Annotated in this window: 20 protein-coding genes, 1 tRNA gene and 1 pseudogene; 4 read left to right on the plus strand and 18 right to left on the minus strand. The window is 51.1% G+C overall.

What is annotated here, in order from left to right; genetic code table 11:
• Positions 1-14 precede the first annotated feature (14 nt).
• The 3 genes from DCC85_RS14135 to DCC85_RS14150 are packed head-to-tail and all read right to left on the minus strand — an operon-like array spanning position 15 to position 5,624.
• Positions 15-2,240 carry a DEAD/DEAH box helicase gene (locus DCC85_RS14135; protein ID WP_108466181.1) on the minus strand — a complete coding sequence of 742 codons (2,226 nt, stop codon included), beginning with the start codon at positions 2,238-2,240 and terminating at the stop codon, positions 15-17.
• Positions 2,237-3,577, minus strand: a complete 1,341-nt coding sequence (locus tag DCC85_RS14140; RefSeq protein WP_108466182.1) for an ATP-binding protein — start codon at positions 3,575-3,577, stop codon at positions 2,237-2,239. Before DCC85_RS14140 ends, DCC85_RS14135 begins: the two co-directional genes overlap by 4 nt.
• Before the next feature lie 37 nt (positions 3,578-3,614).
• Positions 3,615-5,624 (minus strand): TerB N-terminal domain-containing protein, encoded by a 2,010-nt coding sequence (locus DCC85_RS14150; protein WP_234414174.1) that lies wholly within the window; start codon positions 5,622-5,624, stop codon positions 3,615-3,617.
• Between the two features lie 170 nt (positions 5,625-5,794).
• Between DCC85_RS14150 and DCC85_RS14155 the strand changes: the two genes are divergently transcribed.
• From DCC85_RS14155 to DCC85_RS14160, 3 genes and pseudogenes are all read left to right on the plus strand, one after another.
• Positions 5,795-6,508, plus strand: coding sequence for a M50 family metallopeptidase (locus tag DCC85_RS14155; protein WP_108466183.1), 714 nt, complete (start codon positions 5,795-5,797; stop codon positions 6,506-6,508).
• Positions 6,509-6,707: 199 nt separating this feature from the next.
• Positions 6,708-6,845, plus strand: a pseudogene (locus DCC85_RS23010) (IS3 family transposase); the annotation flags it as partial.
• Positions 6,846-7,156: 311 nt separating this feature from the next.
• The gene (locus DCC85_RS14160; protein ID WP_108466184.1) at positions 7,157-7,642 is read left to right on the plus strand and encodes a tetratricopeptide repeat protein; all 486 of its coding nucleotides are present in this window, start codon (positions 7,157-7,159) and stop codon (positions 7,640-7,642) included.
• A 484-nt stretch (positions 7,643-8,126) separates the two neighbouring features.
• Here the strand turns inward: DCC85_RS14160 and DCC85_RS23720 are convergent, their stop codons facing one another.
• Positions 8,127-8,345 (minus strand): hypothetical protein, encoded by a 219-nt coding sequence (locus DCC85_RS23720; RefSeq protein ID WP_442789494.1) that lies wholly within the window; start codon positions 8,343-8,345, stop codon positions 8,127-8,129.
• Positions 8,346-8,509: 164 nt separating this feature from the next.
• Positions 8,510-8,595: transfer RNA gene (locus DCC85_RS14170), tRNA-Leu, on the minus strand.
• 273 nt (positions 8,596-8,868) lie between these two features.
• Between DCC85_RS14170 and DCC85_RS14175 the strand changes: the two genes are divergently transcribed.
• Complete coding sequence (locus DCC85_RS14175) at positions 8,869-9,207, plus strand: hypothetical protein (RefSeq protein ID WP_108466185.1); 339 nt, start codon at positions 8,869-8,871, stop codon at positions 9,205-9,207.
• A 63-nt stretch (positions 9,208-9,270) separates the two neighbouring features.
• Here the strand turns inward: DCC85_RS14175 and DCC85_RS14180 are convergent, their stop codons facing one another.
• The 13 genes from DCC85_RS14180 to DCC85_RS14245 form a co-directional block, all read right to left on the minus strand.
• A complete protein-coding gene (locus tag DCC85_RS14180) occupies positions 9,271-9,429 on the minus strand; it encodes a hypothetical protein (RefSeq protein WP_234414175.1) in 159 nt (52 codons plus the stop codon).
• 58 nt (positions 9,430-9,487) lie between these two features.
• Complete coding sequence (locus tag DCC85_RS14185; RefSeq protein WP_108466187.1) at positions 9,488-10,177, minus strand: N-acetylmuramoyl-L-alanine amidase; 690 nt, start codon at positions 10,175-10,177, stop codon at positions 9,488-9,490.
• A gap of 46 nt (positions 10,178-10,223) precedes the next feature.
• Positions 10,224-10,532, minus strand: a complete 309-nt coding sequence (locus DCC85_RS14190; RefSeq protein ID WP_234414176.1) for a helix-turn-helix domain-containing protein — start codon at positions 10,530-10,532, stop codon at positions 10,224-10,226.
• A gap of 83 nt (positions 10,533-10,615) precedes the next feature.
• Entirely contained in the window at positions 10,616-10,822 is a 207-nt protein-coding gene (locus tag DCC85_RS14200; RefSeq protein ID WP_108466188.1) for a hypothetical protein, read from the minus strand.
• Between the two features lie 99 nt (positions 10,823-10,921).
• Entirely contained in the window at positions 10,922-11,134 is a 213-nt protein-coding gene (locus tag DCC85_RS14205; RefSeq protein WP_108466189.1) for a BhlA/UviB family holin-like peptide, read from the minus strand.
• Positions 11,131-11,310: a hypothetical protein gene (locus DCC85_RS14210; protein WP_108466190.1), complete on the minus strand. Its 180-nt coding sequence runs from the start codon at positions 11,308-11,310 to the stop codon at positions 11,131-11,133. The genes DCC85_RS14205 and DCC85_RS14210 overlap by 4 nt, the downstream gene beginning before the upstream one ends.
• Before the next feature lie 71 nt (positions 11,311-11,381).
• Positions 11,382-11,942: a stalk domain-containing protein gene (locus DCC85_RS14215; protein WP_108466191.1), complete on the minus strand. Its 561-nt coding sequence runs from the start codon at positions 11,940-11,942 to the stop codon at positions 11,382-11,384.
• Between the two features lie 40 nt (positions 11,943-11,982).
• The gene (locus DCC85_RS14220) at positions 11,983-14,154 is read right to left on the minus strand and encodes a phage tail spike protein (RefSeq protein WP_108466192.1); all 2,172 of its coding nucleotides are present in this window, start codon (positions 14,152-14,154) and stop codon (positions 11,983-11,985) included.
• A 9-nt stretch (positions 14,155-14,163) separates the two neighbouring features.
• Positions 14,164-14,688 (minus strand): phage distal tail protein, encoded by a 525-nt coding sequence (locus DCC85_RS14225; protein ID WP_108466193.1) that lies wholly within the window; start codon positions 14,686-14,688, stop codon positions 14,164-14,166.
• Complete coding sequence (locus DCC85_RS14230; RefSeq protein WP_108466194.1) at positions 14,685-14,828, minus strand: XkdX family protein; 144 nt, start codon at positions 14,826-14,828, stop codon at positions 14,685-14,687. The genes DCC85_RS14225 and DCC85_RS14230 overlap by 4 nt, the downstream gene beginning before the upstream one ends.
• Positions 14,821-15,261, minus strand: coding sequence for a hypothetical protein (locus DCC85_RS14235; RefSeq protein WP_108466195.1), 441 nt, complete (start codon positions 15,259-15,261; stop codon positions 14,821-14,823). Before DCC85_RS14235 ends, DCC85_RS14230 begins: the two co-directional genes overlap by 8 nt.
• A 12-nt stretch (positions 15,262-15,273) precedes the next feature.
• Positions 15,274-16,452: a hypothetical protein gene (locus DCC85_RS14240; RefSeq protein ID WP_159081882.1), complete on the minus strand. Its 1,179-nt coding sequence runs from the start codon at positions 16,450-16,452 to the stop codon at positions 15,274-15,276.
• 37 nt (positions 16,453-16,489) lie between these two features.
• Positions 16,490-16,894, minus strand: coding sequence for a phage tail fiber protein (locus tag DCC85_RS14245; protein WP_108466197.1), 405 nt, complete (start codon positions 16,892-16,894; stop codon positions 16,490-16,492).
• Positions 16,895-16,916: the final 22 nt, after the last annotated feature.

Genomic DNA, 16,916 nt, shown 5'->3' on the forward strand with positions numbered 1-16,916 from the left:
CTAAATGCACTTTACTACACTTCCGTGCTCCTGCCTATCGCTAGCGCCTCAGCCAACCCCTTCAGGTCCAGCCCATCTACAGCGAACGCACGCCGAACCAGTGCTGGCGGGATATATTCATCATATTTACCAAGGTACGGAGCCTCCGACTCATCCAGCAGAGCTTCCGGCTCCTGAGCGCCAGCCAGCTCGGCCTGAATCCCGGCAAGCAGTTCCTCCGCCCCCGTTCTCCCCGCCACAACCATATAGTACGGCTCCATCGGCACGACTTGCCTTAGTCCCATAGGCTCTGTCAGGTTATGCTTCAGCAGACGCTCCAGCGTACGGAACTGCTTACTTCCTGCCCACGGTAAAATAAACAGGGAATCCCCGCCCGCCGGAATCACTGGACTGCGCAGCAGCCCACTCTCCCGAGCAAGCCGCCGGGCACGTTCCAGACGATTCACCGCACCGGGGGCCAGGTACGGATACAGCATCTGCTCCTCAAGCACCTGGCGCATCTTTTGCAGGATACGAGTATGGACGTCTCCGCCCGCGCCAAGCCAGAGCGTATCTACCTTTCCCCTGGAGGACTTTACGTACACCGCCTTGTGCTTGTTATCCACTTCCTCCACCTTCCACAGCTTACCAGCTAACGAGAAGCAGTAGCCTGGGGGTGGCACTGTCGTAATGCTCCCGATCTCCTCGGAGCCATTGTATACCACATGCTCCTCATCATCCTTGAACACGGCATAGAAGCGAAAGTTGTTCACAATCTTCTCCCCGCCGAGTCCAATGATCAGCGTGCCTTCTTCGGTCTGCTGGATATGGTCGGTTTGCAGCAAATATTGCAGCATTCCCCGGTATTCCTCCGGCTCAATGCCGCGAAAAGCCGGCAGTGTCAGCACCGCCCGTGCCAGCTCGGCGGGCGCGGCCTCGCCCATACTCTTCAGCGTGCTCATCGTCTGGTGGTAGAGAACGCCGACTGGCTTGCGCCGCAGATCGAGCGGCTCGACCCACCTCTCGCGAATGTACAGCTCGATCACGGCGATCGCCCGCAGCAGCGTCCACGGCATGCGGGCAGGCAGCTGCGCCTCCTCGTCCTCTTCCTCGGCGCAGAGGAACATCATCTCGGACGCCTGGTCTCCCCGGCGTCCGGAGCGGCCGAGCCGCTGCACAAAGCTGGAGCAGCTGTACGGTGCTCCGAGCTGGATAACCCGTTCCAGCTCGCCAATGTCAATGCCCAGCTCCAGCGTTACCGTCGCTGCGGCTACCGCAGGCCCCGGGCCGGTGCGAAGCGCGGCCTCGGTCTCCTCCCGCAGCATCGCGGAGATGCTTCCGTGATGCACATGGAACACATCGCGTTCCTCCCGCTTAACAGCAATCCGCCGCAGCTCCAATGTCGTGAGCTCAGCGTCGGAACGGCTGTTGGTGAAGACCAGCGCTTTTTTACGGTGCGTATGGTCGTAAATATAATTGTAGTAATTCTGCTTAGCCAGCTCCAAATGCTCGGCCTCCCGCTCATTCCGTGCATCCGGGAAGGAGAAATGCTCCACCGACAGCTTCAGCTTCCGTCCGCCGTGCGGAGAGACGACCTCAACCGGCTGCGGAGTTCCTCCCCCAAGCCAGCGGGCGGCGGTGTCATAATCACTAAGCGTGGCCGACAGCCCAATCCGCCGCGGCGTGCAGCACGCCATGCGCTCCAGCCGGGTCAGCTGGCTCAGCACCTGAATGCCCCGGTCTGCGCCCATAAAAGCATGTACTTCGTCGATCATAATATACCGCAGATCATGGAACAGGGCGGGGATCGCATTCGGGCGGTTCATCAGCAGGCCCTCTAACGATTCAGGAGTAATCTGCAGCACACCGCACGGGCGCTGCATGAGCTTTGTTTTCTCGGCCTGAGAGACATCCCCGTGCCAATGCCAGACCGGCACCTCTCCCTCCCGGAGCAGCTCGCTGATTCGCTCGAACTGGTCGTTGATCAGCGCCTTCAGCGGCCCGATATAGAGGATGCCGACAGAGCCGGACGGCCGGTGGTACAGCTCGGTGAGCGCCGGAAAAAAAGCAGCCTCCGTCTTCCCCGACGCCGTCCCCGAAGCGATCAGCAGATGATGCTGCGTATCAAACAGCACGCGGCAGGCCTCGACTTGAGCCTCGCGTAGGGAATCCCACTGCTTGCGGTAAATGTACTCCTGTATAAACGGGGCTAACCGGGAGAAAGGGTTCCCTCTCCCTGCTTTAGAATCATGCCCGCTCATAGCTCAAACTCCGCCAAAAAGTCATCGAGCTCGTCTTTTTCCTCATTATGACCACGCGCGCCTGCTGCCGCAGCCTCCAGCTCCCGTTCGCCCATCAGCTCTTCAAATGTCAGCTCGCTATGCTGATGCAAAATATGCAGCACATCCATAAAGTCCCGCACGACCTCCCGGGTCGTCAGCAGCTCCTCCGCACCAAGCCGGTTCACCGCGGCCTGCATGAATGCAATCAGCTGCTCGTCGCTAAGCCTAGCTTCATAGCCAAAATGCAGCGCATGAATACCCCGAAGCTTCTGCAGCAGGATCATAATCTCTTCATGGGACAGCATGTCCAGCTTCAGAATCGGCGAGGTGTAGGTCCGCCGGGCCCCGCTGCTATACCTTCCATCCATCAGCCGTGACCGGAGGGCATCATAGCTGAACAGCCCTCTGCGCTCATCCTCCACAAACTGCGGCGTCCCGCCCAGGTAGATGCCCAGATATTGGGCTTTGCCCTGCATCGTATCATTAAACATTGTCAGCAGCTTCTCGTAATTGCTCTGCCTGGAGATGCTATTCGTAATTTTGTACAAATTCACACCTTCATCAATAAAGAGCAGGAGCCCCTTGTACCCGATCCGCACGGCGAATTCCGCCCACAGCTTCATATAATCGTACCAGTTGTCGTCATCGATAATGACGCCAACCCCCAGCTCTTTCCGCGCTTCCGTCCGGGTCGGGAATTCTCCGCGCAGCCAGCGCAGAGCCGCCGCCTTCCGTTCATCGTCGCCCAGCTTGTAGCCCGACCAGTATGCGGCCAGCACTTTGGAGAAGTCAAAGCCGTGCACCAGATTTTGCATTTCAGCCGTGACCGCATAAATGCGCAGCTCTACCGCCTCCAGCAGCTGAGGATCTCCTGGACGCAGGCCACTTGACTGCATCTGCTCCTGCTGTAATCCGGCGATCCACTTCTGCAGTATACTCTCCAAAGCGCCGCCGTCCGGCCTTGTCCGGGTAGACAGATGCATCATCAGCTCACGGTATGTAGCCAGTCCCTGTCCCTTCGTGCCGACGAGCCGCCGCTCTGGCGACAGATCGGCATCTGCCACCACAAACTCCCGATCCATCGCATAATTGCGGATCATCTGCAGCAGAAAGCTTTTCCCGCTCCCATAGCGCCCGGTAATCAGCCGGAAAGCCGCTCCGCCTGCCGCGATATTGTCCATATCCTGGAGGATGGATGCCACCTCGGCCCGACGGCCGACCGTGATATGCTCCAGCCCAACCCGCGGCACCACGCCCGCCGTGAGGGAATTCACCAGTGCGGTTGTGAGCCGTTTCGGAATTTGCACCTGTTTCAACGTGACCACCTCTTCTATCTAAACATTCTATTCAAAATTAAGAACCTCTTCGGAGCACATGATGAAGCTCGTCCCGGTATTCCTCCGTAATTTCATCCACATCAATAAGCAAATCGCCGATCTGCTCCATCGAGATCTCGTTGATCTCATCCATCATCAGCTCTGGCATCGAGCCAGCTTCCTCAGCAATGCTGTAACGTACGGCGTCACCTTCCCCGCGAAGCAATGCAGCCAGCAGCTTCCTATGAGGCTCAGATAATCGCGCCGCCAGCTCCTGCCATTCGATTACTATCGGCCACTCATCCGCCTCATCAATCAGCTGACCATCCGTATCAAGGTAAACTGCACCACCTTCACCGAACGGTGAGTCTTCCGACAGAGCAGCACAGGTATGAAGCTTCTGGCTCAAGTCCTTCTCATGGCTATCCACTGGAGCCTGCTCCACAAGCTGCTCCAACAGATGCTTCTCAGTTCCCTTATCACTATGCCCTTTAGCTCTTTCTTCGCTGCTACCTTCAGCTCGTTCAGCGCTGCTTACTTTAACCCTTTCATCACTTCGCCGCATTTCTTCCGGCTCCCACACTTCCTTTGGTTTCTCCTCTGGAGATGCAGCCTTGCCCTGAGTTTCTTCCTTGTACGATTCTTCCTCATATCCCAGCCAGCCCCGTTCGAAATCCAGCACGCCCTGCTGAGGCTCATTCCCAGCTTTATGGCGGCCTGCCTTGCTAGCTCCCGGCTTAGCTTGAGATATTAATTCAGCCGCTCCGAAAGATGCTGTTGTTCCTTGCGTGACTGGGTCATCAGATTCGCCGGATGGTTTCCCATAAACACGGTTGTCCCCTAGGTTCAGCTTCAGTTCCTCTGTAAGCAGCATGTCCCGCACCTCGTCCGACTCCCGCTGAAGCTTGCGAAGCTTCGCAGTATTGATCTTGATCGCAGGAACCTGGGACTTCACTTCTTTCGCCCGGCGCAGTTCAAATTCCTTACGCAAGTAACGGGAGATTATCTGCTCAACCTCTGGCTCAACCTGGATGCCCCGCAGCCGTCCCTTGAATCCTGTCAGCTCCCGCAGCTGATTCTCCGTAAGCCTTGTCAGCTGCGTCAAATAAGCCCGGAGTGGGGGATGCTGGCTGATCGGCAGCACAGGTACCGTTATCGTGCGCCCGTAAAGCCCATGGTCATAAACCGCGCTGCGGAACAGGTAGCGGGTAACCCTTTTTTCACGTGGCATAAAAAGGTCTAAAAGCCGTCTTCCCTTCGTCTTCGATAAGTACCCATCGACCAAAACCACCACTTTCGGCAGATATTCCCGCAGCACCTTTCGCCCTTGCTCACGGTAATAGCGGCCCTTCTCCACCTCATAATCGATGAGCTGCAGCAGCAGCTCCCAGGTCAGCTCCAGCGGCTCGGCGCGAAAGCGTCTTCGCCATTCCAGCTCCCTTAGCTCGGGAGATAGGCTGCGCGGAATCTTGGAAAGCGGTTCGGCGGGAGTCGGGTCCAACCCGAACACCAGAACTAAATCGTACAGCCATTCCCGCACATACTGATCCAGCTTAGGGTACCTTTGCCGATAAGCCTGCCATATTCGATCCATCAGCTCGTAACCCTGCTTAGGCTCACGCCAGCCGATTCCGTGGATTAGCTCATACAGATATACAAATACATAGGACAAGTCTGTATCCGGATAACGCCCGGCCCGAACCTCTCCCCGCCAATACAGGTACCACCGCTTCTGTGCGGATTGCATCTGCTCATAAGTCGGCCAGTAAGTGTGAAAAGGAACAAATTCGGCATGCTCCACAGCCACCTCCTCCAGGTCCCGTGCCTGCTGCACAAACTGCCCTTCCCGGGAGACATAGCGAAAGCTATCCCCCCATTCCACATCCCGCTCGTAGCGGTCTGGGGTCACAACCCTGCTGATCGGTTCCTTCTCCTCATGCACCGGCACATCAAGCTCTACCTCCGCAAATTGAGGCTGCCGCTCTCGCGGTATTCTTGCTCCGTCCTTTTCTATATGAATGTCGTGTTTGTACGTTCTATTGTTCATCTTCCACAGACCTCCATCACGATTCCCATTATACCATCCTACCGAAAATTTGTTCGCTTTTTCTAAAGAACAAATATGGCTCGGAAGGAATAAAATTGGCATCCGGCAAGTTTTCATATTATGCTGAGAAGAGTATGGAACTTTGAATTAGAGTTAAAAGGGGCAATGTTATGAATAAATGGCTTAAGGCGCTACTGTTCCTGGTGGGAGCGGCATTTCTGACAAGGCTGATTCCGTTCTCCAGCTGGTTCCGCATGCTGGACACCATGGTGCATGAGCTGGGGCATGCCATAATGACCTTGGTGATGTCCGGACGCGTCCTCCGTATTGAACTCAACGCCGATCACAGCGGTGTGACTTATTCCCTGCTCACTTCCACAGGCTGGGGACAGATCCTCGTGTCACTAGCGGGCTACATTTCGGCTTCTCTGTTTGCGATTGCCTTGTTTTATGGCTACCATAAGCACAAAGAAAAGGCCGGTCTCATGACCATCAACGTGCTGGCACTGGTTACACTTCTCTTTTTTGTGCGATCCGGATACGGTTTGTGGTGGCTGATCATCTTTATCGCGATCAACCTGGCCTTCCACTTTATCGGCGGGCGAATTGTGAACTTCTATTATTTGCTGCTGGCGTTTCTTTGCTTGGAAGAGTCCATTATGGGCCCGGTTACACTCTTGCTGCGTTCCATTACCTCCCCCAGCCAAGCCGGAGATGCCGCCAATCTGGCCCATATGACGATGGTTCCCGCCTTTATCTGGTCACTGCTGTTCCTTGGCATCTCGCTCTGCTGCGCCATGGCCGCGCTGCGATTATTCTGGAGAGATCGAGGTCAGAGCAGACAGAGTAAGGCTAATCCTAGACCGGTACGTCGTCCGCTGTAGTGCAGTGAGTTGAGCGGATGAATCACCTATACCACCCGAATTAGATGGTGGTTGGCCGCCTTATCGGCAAACGCAAAAAAAGCGCAGCTCATGCGGAGTTATCTCTTGGCTGACTCATAGTGTGAAACAAATTAAAACACCTTCAAGAGAATGCAACCCTGTCGTAAGATATGGAGACAGCCTTGGAGGTGTTTTTGCGTTGGCAACAAGAGTCAGCTCCCCAGTAGAAGTGAAGATGAAAGCCATTGAAATGAGATTGGAAGGTATCTCCGTGAAGGAAGTCATGGAGCAATTGAATATACGAAATAAGACACAAGTGGAAACTTGGATGAGATGGATTTATAACTCCAACATGAAGTAGATAATATTATAGCTACAACGACATTTTGTGGTAAAATAAAAGGAACATGCATTCTCGGAACAATACATTGCCGAAAACAAAAATGTGTTGCTAATTATTTTGAAATGTTCAAGTTACACGAAAGAATACCCTTCTTTATTCAACTAAACGAGGCAGGTTTGCCTGAAGGGAAATTTTTAACTTGTTCCACAAACGCGCTATTTAATGGAGGAAGAATCTAAAAGCAAAATTGAGTATGTTAGAATCGGTGTTTGCGAAAGAAAAAGAATATAATCGGAGATGAAATAATGAAGAAAGAAATGACTAAAGCAATTGAGTTAAGGATAAACGGAAATCTAAAAGAATCTAATGAGTTACTCATAACCATGGTTAAAGAGTCTCCTAATGATGCCTACATTAACTATCAATGTGCTTGGAGTTTTGATGTATTAGGTGAAGAAATGAAAGCAGTCCCCTTTTATGAAAATGCAATCAATTTAGGATTGGATGGAAAAGATTTAGAAGGCGCCTTATTGGGACTAGGAAGTACATATAGAACACTAGGCGAGTATGAAAAGTCAAAGAGTACATTCAGTAAGGGGATGGAATTGTTTCCAGGTAATAAAGCAATTCAAGTGTTCTACTCAATGACTTTGTATAATTTAAAAGAGCATAATAGCGCTATGAAGTTACTGTTAAATTGCTTAATAGATACGACTACAGATAAGGAAATTTTGAGTTATAAGAAAGCAATCAGTTTCTATTCCGATAAATTAGATGAAATTTGGAGTTAATTGTATTTATTCCAACCAACATGATTGTTGTGGTAAATGAGGTCATTTGTTGTATAAAAAAGGATAGATGAATACAGGTATTTTAATCCTGTTAATCTATCCTCTCTTCTGTTATAAAAGTTAGTTGTTCAATTATTTCTACTTTCAACCCTGTACTAAGTTCAAGTGCTTCTAGTACTTCCTCTGCAAATAATTTAACTAAAGCAGCAGCTGCACCTTGTTCTTAACGCTTTCCTCCGTAATTTCCACAATCTTATCGCATTCATCGAGTTCTTCCGCAGCAAATACGACAATTGGCGCTTGCTCCAATGGATTCAATTTTCCTGCAATATCGTAAAAGAAACGCTCACCTCCGAAGAGATGAGCGTAGCAATCATTTTAACTTTGTATTACGTTTTGTTTGTGTTAATAACGAATTAACAGGACATTCCTTTTCATGCGTTGTACGTAAGTCGTAGTTAACAAGTCGTTTCCTCGTACTATGTCAGAGTAACTTCTGCGTAGAGAAAGCGTTCGCACCGTTACGAAGAAATTCAAGCGCAAAGGCATGTCTTAGATCATAGGGCCGGATGTAATGGCCGATACTCTTACTACTGTAAAGCTCCATACGATCACCCCACGTATGACAGTTAAGCGGGCGCCCTTCATACGAGCAGAATATTGGAGTATCTTCGCCCCATTCCTCCATTCGGACGGATAACAACTTACGTAACGTAATCTTACCAAAACAAAAACGCCTCCTTCGTATTTAGAACGGAGAGGCGCCTTGCTGGTCCTGTGTATTTGCGTTTTCATCGGTGCAGCTACGCAGGACCTCCCGCCATTTGACGGGCATTTTTCGTGATGTGACCGTGAAAAACCGTTGTATGCCGAGGACCGGGATCGAACCGGTACGGTAGTCACCTACCGCAGGATTTTAAGTCCTGTGCGTCTGCCAATTCCGCCACCCCGGCATGGGTGACCGCTTAATAGCGATAGGTCTTACGCAACTACCCGAGGACCTAGTCGCACATTTAAACGATATGTGTCACGCAAGGTTAAAATCCTGTGCGTTTGACACCAATATAGTTTACGACAGATTTAGCGATTTGGCAAGCGTAATGTTAAAAAAGATCCAGCTCTCGTTAATCAACGTGAAGTTACGTTAAAACTATTAAAAATACCTAGTCGTATTTGTTCCAATCTGGTAAATTATAACTATACTAATACCTAGAGAGGGTGCAACAATGCTTAAAAGTTTCGCACAATTATTTTATGTCGCAGCAGCGGCTCTGCTTATTTTCGGAGTTGTTGTTATGTATCATTACGGAGATTACAGCGCAGATTACAATGTTACCGGTAGCAAATTCGGACACATCGTTGAAGGCGACGCCTACAATTACATAATCAACGCAACTAGAGGCGTAGGCATTATCGTCATAGGCGCTATGTTTGCGATTGTAGCCACTGCGCTATTAATCGTCGAGAAGCTCGGGGACATACGCAAAGCAATCGCTAATAACAATAGCGAAAAACCCGCGCAGATGACCGAGACTACCGTGCCAGCTCCGGAAATAACCGCATAAAACGTAAAAAAAGGCGCAGCCCCTACGGAATCATATCCGCAAGGGCTGCGCCTCATCTATTCGTTATTCCTCGTCATTTCCGCCGTTCGACGCGTCACTCGCACCCTCCGCAAGCATATACGCAACGCACGCACCAACCGCCCCGATAACTCCCGTTACCTGCAGCGTTACATTGTCACCGGCCCCTGCCGCAGCCAGTACGCTAGTTGCCAGCGCAGCCAACAACGCCCAAAACTTACGCGATGAGAGTTTACGCGACCAATCGATTTTCTTCATCGTATTACTTCGCCCCCTTTTCGATTTGCACCGCGTTATTAGCGCCATCCCACGTTACACACGCGCCTAATGCTTCGGCCACTACACGCACGGGCACGTAAGTAACGCCGTCATCTACGACACCTTCGCCGATCTTCTTGCCGCCCACCTTAACGCTAACGATTACGTCCTTTTTCACGCTTTTCTCGCTCCCCTTCGATTCATTTAGTTTTGCGGATACCTTCGCCTTAAACTCGGCCCAGCCCGTCCACTTGCCTCCGTCGTACATTAGGCGCGGACATACCTTGCCGGACCAATCGTAATGCCGGCGCAATCTATCAACGCCCCAGCCGCGCTCTTTTAGCATTTGCGCAACCAGGCCCGCAGCATTATCGAGCGTCTTCGCATAGTTGCCGCTCTCGCATATCTCGATGCCGATCGATGTGCGGTTGCCGGACTTTGCTCCGCTTCCGTCCCCGGCATGCCATGCGTTCTCGTTAAGCGGAATGCACTCGAGGGCTTCGCGCTCGTCCACTACGATGTGAAACGATGCTGTGCGCGTATTCGATGGATTTGTCAGCCAAGCGCGCTCATTTGCAGCCGATGAAGACGCGTTGCCCGTGTTATGGATCGTAATCGTTGTCGCGTTCATTGCGTTGCCGGGACGCCGGCTGTGTGCGGTATTTCTCGGAATAAAGTCTTTACGATAGTTCATGCGAATCACTCCTTATAAATAATAAAAAGCCGCTCAACAGAACGGCTCATTCTTCTTTCCATATTCTATTTTTAACAATGTCAGAAATAGTTGACCTACTAACGCCGTATTTAGATGCCAAAGCTTGCTGCGATACTTCATAGGGTACGTACTCTTCTCTTATCTTCCTGACGAGTGCCCAGGTCAATTTAGCCTGAGGGTTTAACTCCCCTTTCTTCCGTTCAGATAGCTGAATTACATATTCAGGAGTGCACCTTTTTTCCAGTATCCCTCTCCGTATGTTAATTTTGGCTTCCTCTCCCATCGTGTATCCTCGTTTTCCATAGAACGGGTGCCCTTTTTTTGCCTCACTCATCTTTCTCCTAGACTCTAGTGAAGCCTTTCTACCGGTCAGCGTTTGACTGATTTTTCTTTTTGTTTCTTCGCTGTGAGGCTTATTCATAAGTACCAACCATCATTGATCACTGTTAGATGCGCCTTGTTGTCAAGCATTGTCATATGATGAACAGTGTTCTCTCCAAGTTTAGCGTATAATATAACAGTCTCATTACCGTTTGTCTTCACGCCGGTTATGTTAAACTTTTTTCGTCCCTGTACTACCACATCCCCCGGAACAAGAAGGTCTGCCCTTATTTGCGTTCTCATTTAATTACTCCTCCTATTTCGCTATTGACCAAAATGTAACACATTCCAATTGTATGGTCAACACCTATTAAGTGGATTTAAATGAGAAACAGAAATCTATCACTCCTTATCATGGTCGCGAGGAAGGCGATCCTTCATCTCGCGTATCTCTCCGATAATCAGGTCGTACTTGTCCGAAAATTTATCGAGTAAGTCCTGCAGCCGGCCCTCGCGTTCCTTATTCGTGCGCATGACGTAGATTAAGAGCCACACGAACAGGACGGCGAACGGTCCCTGCGTTAGGAAATACTTGACGATGTCGATTTCGCTCACCCTTCGGCCTCCTCCGCTAATAGGGCGCTTGTGATCTCTTCGTCAAGCCTGCGCAGTAGCTCTGTCCGGCCCTCCGCGTTAGGGACGGTCGCTAGGACAGCGTTGATAACTGCGGACAGCTCTTCGAGAGGCTGCGCGATATCGATCGTACATTCGATTAGTTGGCGTATTTTCATATTCGTGGCTCCTTTTGCGGAAATAAAAAGAGCGCAGCCATTTCGGCCACGCCCTTTCGATTGATATGCGGTTATTTTAGTTGCGCGAGAGCTGCTTCTGCTTGCGCGATGTCAGCTTTTGTTTCAGATATTTTAGCCTCTATTTCAGCAAGTTGCTTTTGTTTCGATGATAGTAGCTCAGGGGCTTCCGCCTTCTTTGCCTGTTCGATTTCTTTAAGAACACCATCTCTAGCAGTCTCGTTAATTCTTAAAATTTGGTTCTTTAATACGTCTAAGGAATCCTCTATAGATGCTTTACTTAAACCGATATATTTATTCGTGGAAGGCGTTGCAGGACTGGCTGCTGCAAGAGGCTCATCTTGCGAAGGTGTCCCGGTAGTTACCTTCACTGTCTTTCCATCTACCATTATGTCAGCTCCCATAGCATCAGCCAACGCCCGGACTGGAACGTTGGTTTTATTGTTAATTACTGCACCTTTGTCGCTCAGCACTTTGCCGTTAACAACAACTGTCAATTCAGAAGTCACCTTCTGTCCCACAAGGCTCTTAACCTGAGCAGCTAACGCGCTACCCGATGTTGCTAAAACTGCTCCTATTACTACTCCGCTTACGAGATACATCCACTTTTTCATTACTTACTACCTCCGTTGGTATAATTAACCTTATACTACACTACAGGGCAGTTGTTGTGAAGGTCCCTCCGCCGGAGTTCGAGTTTTGCGGATTTCCGTGATTATGGTTCGGAATAGTAACACTGTGTGTGTGACTAAGCGGTGCCTTACTGTTTATCGCAATCCATATCTGGCTAAGCTCTTTACTTAGGCCAGTTATAGTGTTAATAGGAATATCACCGCTAACTGTACTTCGGAATGTAACCGGTCCACTGAAAATAGCCGCACCGTCCATGCGTATCGGGTTTGCTGTGTTATTAGACCCGATTGTAATATCGTTAGAGAATATCATGAGCTGCCCCGTATTTTGATACGAGTTAATTTCGCCAGCAAACGCGCCGCCTGTTCCGTAAAAGGTTAACGCAGCCACTCCGGTATCTGTTCCGGTATTAATCTTAATCCGATTGGCACCGCTGCCGTCATAAGTACGCAAGCCCTGCGCGTCCAGCTCGATACGCCGGCCAGACGCAGACGTCCGGATAAGCGACCCGGTAATTGTGCCGCCGATCGTCGTACTGCCCTCTGCGTACATATTCCCCGCGCTGTCTACCGTGAATCTTCCGCCACCGACGTTAATCGACGAACCTACAATCGCGCCATTCGTAAAGTTGGACGAGAATATATTCGCGCTGTTTGCGGTGAGCCTATTCGCTGTGATGTTGCCCTGCATATCGACGCGAAACGGTGCGCTGTTAAAGTCCGCATGGCCCGCGCTTAACCCGTTCGTATTGATCTTCGTAATGTTATTGCCTGAGCCGATCTCTAGCGTAACGAAATTCCCGAGCTGGCCCGAGATGACTTCCGCTGCAATCCCGCGTGCCGTTATCGCAGTCCTTGCGGTTCTTCCCCCATCCGTCGTTAAAACGATCCCGTTCGATGTCATAATGACCTGATTGCGCGCATCCGTCTTATCCTGCAGGATGATTCCGCGTGTATCGTACTTAACCTCGGTCTTCGAGTTATTGACATCAATGACCGCCTGCTTTGCGAAATCCTCGAACGCATCCGCCCGAATGCGGCCGCCGCTGAGCAGGTCCGTGAATGCCCGCTTAGACTTGTCGAGGTCAGCGATGATCTGCGCATAATCCCGCGTCATTACGTTAGCAACGGTTACGGTCGATTGCTTGTCCCGCTCGTACGGATACTCGGTCAGCTCCGTAATCCGCGCCCTAATATTGGCGAGGCCAAGCTCCGGATCGACACACGTTACCACATCGCCGAGGCCCGGCTTAGGCTCCGTTTTATCGAGTTTATATAGGTCCGCAGCGTTGACGGATACTTCCAGCGTTGGCATCTCACGCTCGGCCAACGCCTTTCTCGCGAGCTCCAAGAGCTTAACCGGATCGGTAACGTTTTGGTCAATAATCTCATCGTCAAAAAACGGCACGCTATCACTCGCCCACTGGCTCGCGTATTGGGATACGAGATAGTTAACCGCAAGCTTCCCGCCAACAATGGCGCCCGGAATCGCTTCGAGACGCGCCCGCTCATCCGCCGTTAGTATCGACGCAGGCTGACCGATCCAGGTACGCCCATCTTTCATCTGCGCGAACAATCGCGTACACAAAGAGGAGCTATCGTCTGTAAACGTAGCCCCTACGATATTTTTCGCAAGCTGATAGCGCATCTCAGACGCTTGGTCGCCGACCCTTTTGCGCAGGTGAATCGTAAAGTTGTCCGGCTCTACCTCGGCGCCGTACATCTCAACTACGCTATTTAGCGCCTGCAGACACGTGCCTCGGCCGAAGTCCTTAACGTCGACCAAATCGAAAGTATCGTCGATTGAGAACGTAAAGCGGCCGCCAGTAGCCTGCGAGATAAGCGAGGTAAGCTGCGAAATGTGAATCCCGTAGCCCTCAGCCATATATGACGCGTACGGGAACTTGTAATCCGTGAGCTTAAACATAACGTGCGTACACGAGATTTGCGCCGTAAGCTTGCGGCCGTCTCTCGTTCGTTGCCGCGAGTTAATAACGTAGTATTGGCCGCGCTCATCCCGAACGTGGCCTTTTACTACGATTTTTTCGCGAAAGTCTGCGGAGGTCATCGGCACCGAAAACGTTAGCGAGTAGTCTGAGTTAATCCGCCTTGTCCGCTGGATTTCGTAAGCATCGACGAGAATGCCGATGCGTTTGCGGTCCTTATCGTATGACTGTAAATACTCCGTAATCAGCGCCCTCCTTTAGTATAAGTATCGGTCTCGGTGCGTAACCCGCGTGAGGACTGATCGCACCGATTCGTTGTCCGTATAGGTTATTGCGTTGGCTCCGAAAATAAGCTCGAAGAAATCCCCGTCCATCTTATCAAGCACATTGACGCCGTTTAGCGTAATCGTCTTAGTGCGCGTATCAATAACGAGACGGTCGCCCGGCCTAAAGTCGCCAGTAAACGCGATCTTATCGACGTGCGTGCTAACCGCCTTCGCGATAAACTCGGTCGACGACTGGATGGGCGCCGTGAACGACCGCTCTCGAATGAGCTGCGTAAATAGCTCGGACGCCGACTCGATCGCTGCGATAATCTCGTATTCTCGCGTTAGGCTTACGCTAAGGTCGGACGCGGATTCGAATACGACGGTCACCGGGAAGTCAACGGAGAGGCGCCCGTTCGCCTCCGTCAGAGATTCGAAAACTGCGGAAAATAACGTCTCTAGCGAGTAGGGACGGTTAAAGGGCAACCGGTTAAAGGGTCCGCCGAACGTGGTCACGCGCTGTACTCCTCGCTAGTGATTTTCTTATATTCTTCCGGAGTGATCACCTCAAACTTAACGTACAGCTTAAGCTGCGGCTCTTTAGCCCACTTTTTTTCGAAGTAATATTTCAGGCGCTCAAAATCGTTCTCAAACATTTGCGGTATCCCCCTCTGTTTTAGTAGTTTCTAGCGTCAGCACGCGCAGTTCCAGCCCTACGATCTGCCCGCCAAGCGCTTCATTCTGCGCCTTTAAGTCGGTCGCTTCTAACTCGCGCTGAACGATTTGCTGACCTAAGATTTCGTTTTGTTGGCGCAGTTCTAGCGCCTCTAATTCTCGGGCAACTATTTCCGCGCCCATACGGTCGAGTTCGGACGGCTGCGGTAGGTAGTCTTTTGCGTACCATCCGCCGTCCTCACTCTGAGTTACCTCCATTTCCACTATTTCAGCGTCTTCAGGCAATGGGTTATTAATCCGTTCCTCGAAAAGTGGTTCGTCTTCCCCTGGATTAATCAGCACTCGTTCTTTTTGATAATCCCACGGACCAATATTGATAACTTGACCGTTTAGCAAAACACATTCCTTTATCACTTGCAGCCCCCCTTACTTAGCTGTCCAGCCAGTGTTTCCTGATCCGGACGTTTTGATATACAAGGTAGTGGACGTTGCCCCATCCGATCTAAGGTACATTGTTCCAACAGAAGCCGTGACCACACCTTCTGGGCTTCCTGTCCCGCGTCTGATTACTGCTGATAAGTTATTAACTATACCGGAAAGCACCACTGCATCAGCCTCGTTGGAATACGGTGTATCATAGGGTGTTTCGGCTAGCTTAATCCGTGCAAAAGAGGTTCCAGCACCTTCGGGGACATTATTAACTACCAATCGAACAAACACAGAAGAAACGCCGGAAGGCATCACAAATGTTACTGCTTTTCGATGCCACCACCTTTTAGGATCAGCAAGCAAAGTAAGAATAATATTATATGGCGCTACAGCGTTAACCACTTCGATGTATACCCTGGAGTCATTGGGTAAATCACTCGTTGCAAACATAGCTTGCAAATGGTAGCTCGAACCTTGATTGACATGTATATCCTCGCTACGCAGTAACTTGTAATCTGTGCTGCCCACTGCACTATTAGTCCAAAAACCTCCCCCAGTAGTTGGATTATTAATATCATATCCCCACTGTCCTAAACTCGGATCGGATTGTGCTATCCACCCCTCTAAACCTAGCAGAGCAGTTGAGTTCTTGATCAAGTTTGGACTAGCCAGGACAGTTGATTTATAAAGATCATTTACTGCGGAGACAGCATTAGACTTGTCCAGTGTATTGAGCTTAGATAAATCACCAATTTTACCATCGCTGTGAGTGTTAGCCGCAGAAATTGCAGCCGCTTGTGCCGCGTCCGCCTTAGCTTGAGCGCCTGCCGGCGTTTCTGCTGTGTCTGCTATCGCTTTAACGGATTCTAACCGCCCGTCAAGATCCGTAATATTTTCGCGAAACGCTTCGTGATCGGCCGCCGTAAAGTACCGCGCTACCGAAGCTCCTGCGACCCACGCCTTCGCGGTCCCGTTAAACCCGCGCACACATCCGGTTAGTTTATTGCCGCTTATCCCCGTATACTTAACCGTCTCTGCCGTCTCATCCGCCCCAATCGTAAACAGGTTCGGAGCCGCCGCCAGCTTAGACGCATCCAGTACGGTAATTGTCGTATCGGTTGCGCTAATGTCTGCGGCCAGCTCCGTTTCGGGCGAGTTTACGACGGCGCTATACATCTCAACTTGCGCCAATATTTACGCCACCTTTCCGTTTTTATTGTACGAATGCTACCGTTACGCCTGACGCCAGGAATTTCGGCTTGTCGCCGGTCTGAATCGTACGCGGACTCGGCAGCGCCACCGTCCAAAGTAAGTTTCCGCCTGTTGCCGCGTCTCGAATGCCGACATGTGTAACGAGGCCCCAGTCCGCCGTAGCAATCGGGAACTCCACGTCAACCGCGCTACTCACCGTTTGCCTGCCGGATACGAGCGCAGGCGCCGCGAATGTAATCGCCTTGCGCACATAGCCCCCGCCCGTTACTTCCGCACCAGTATCTGCCGCTGTTGGGTCCGACGTGTAGAGCGCAAGATAAACGCTAGTCGGCGCCGTAAAGTTTGTGCTGCGCAGGGCTGCGTTAAGTAGCTGCGCGGATAGCCAATTCGATATTTGTACCGCCATTTAGTCCGCTCCTTTCGCGCTT

It is taken from the genome of Paenibacillus sp. CAA11 (assembly GCF_003060825.1).
Taxonomy (GTDB): Bacteria; Bacillota; Bacilli; order Paenibacillales; family Paenibacillaceae; genus Fontibacillus.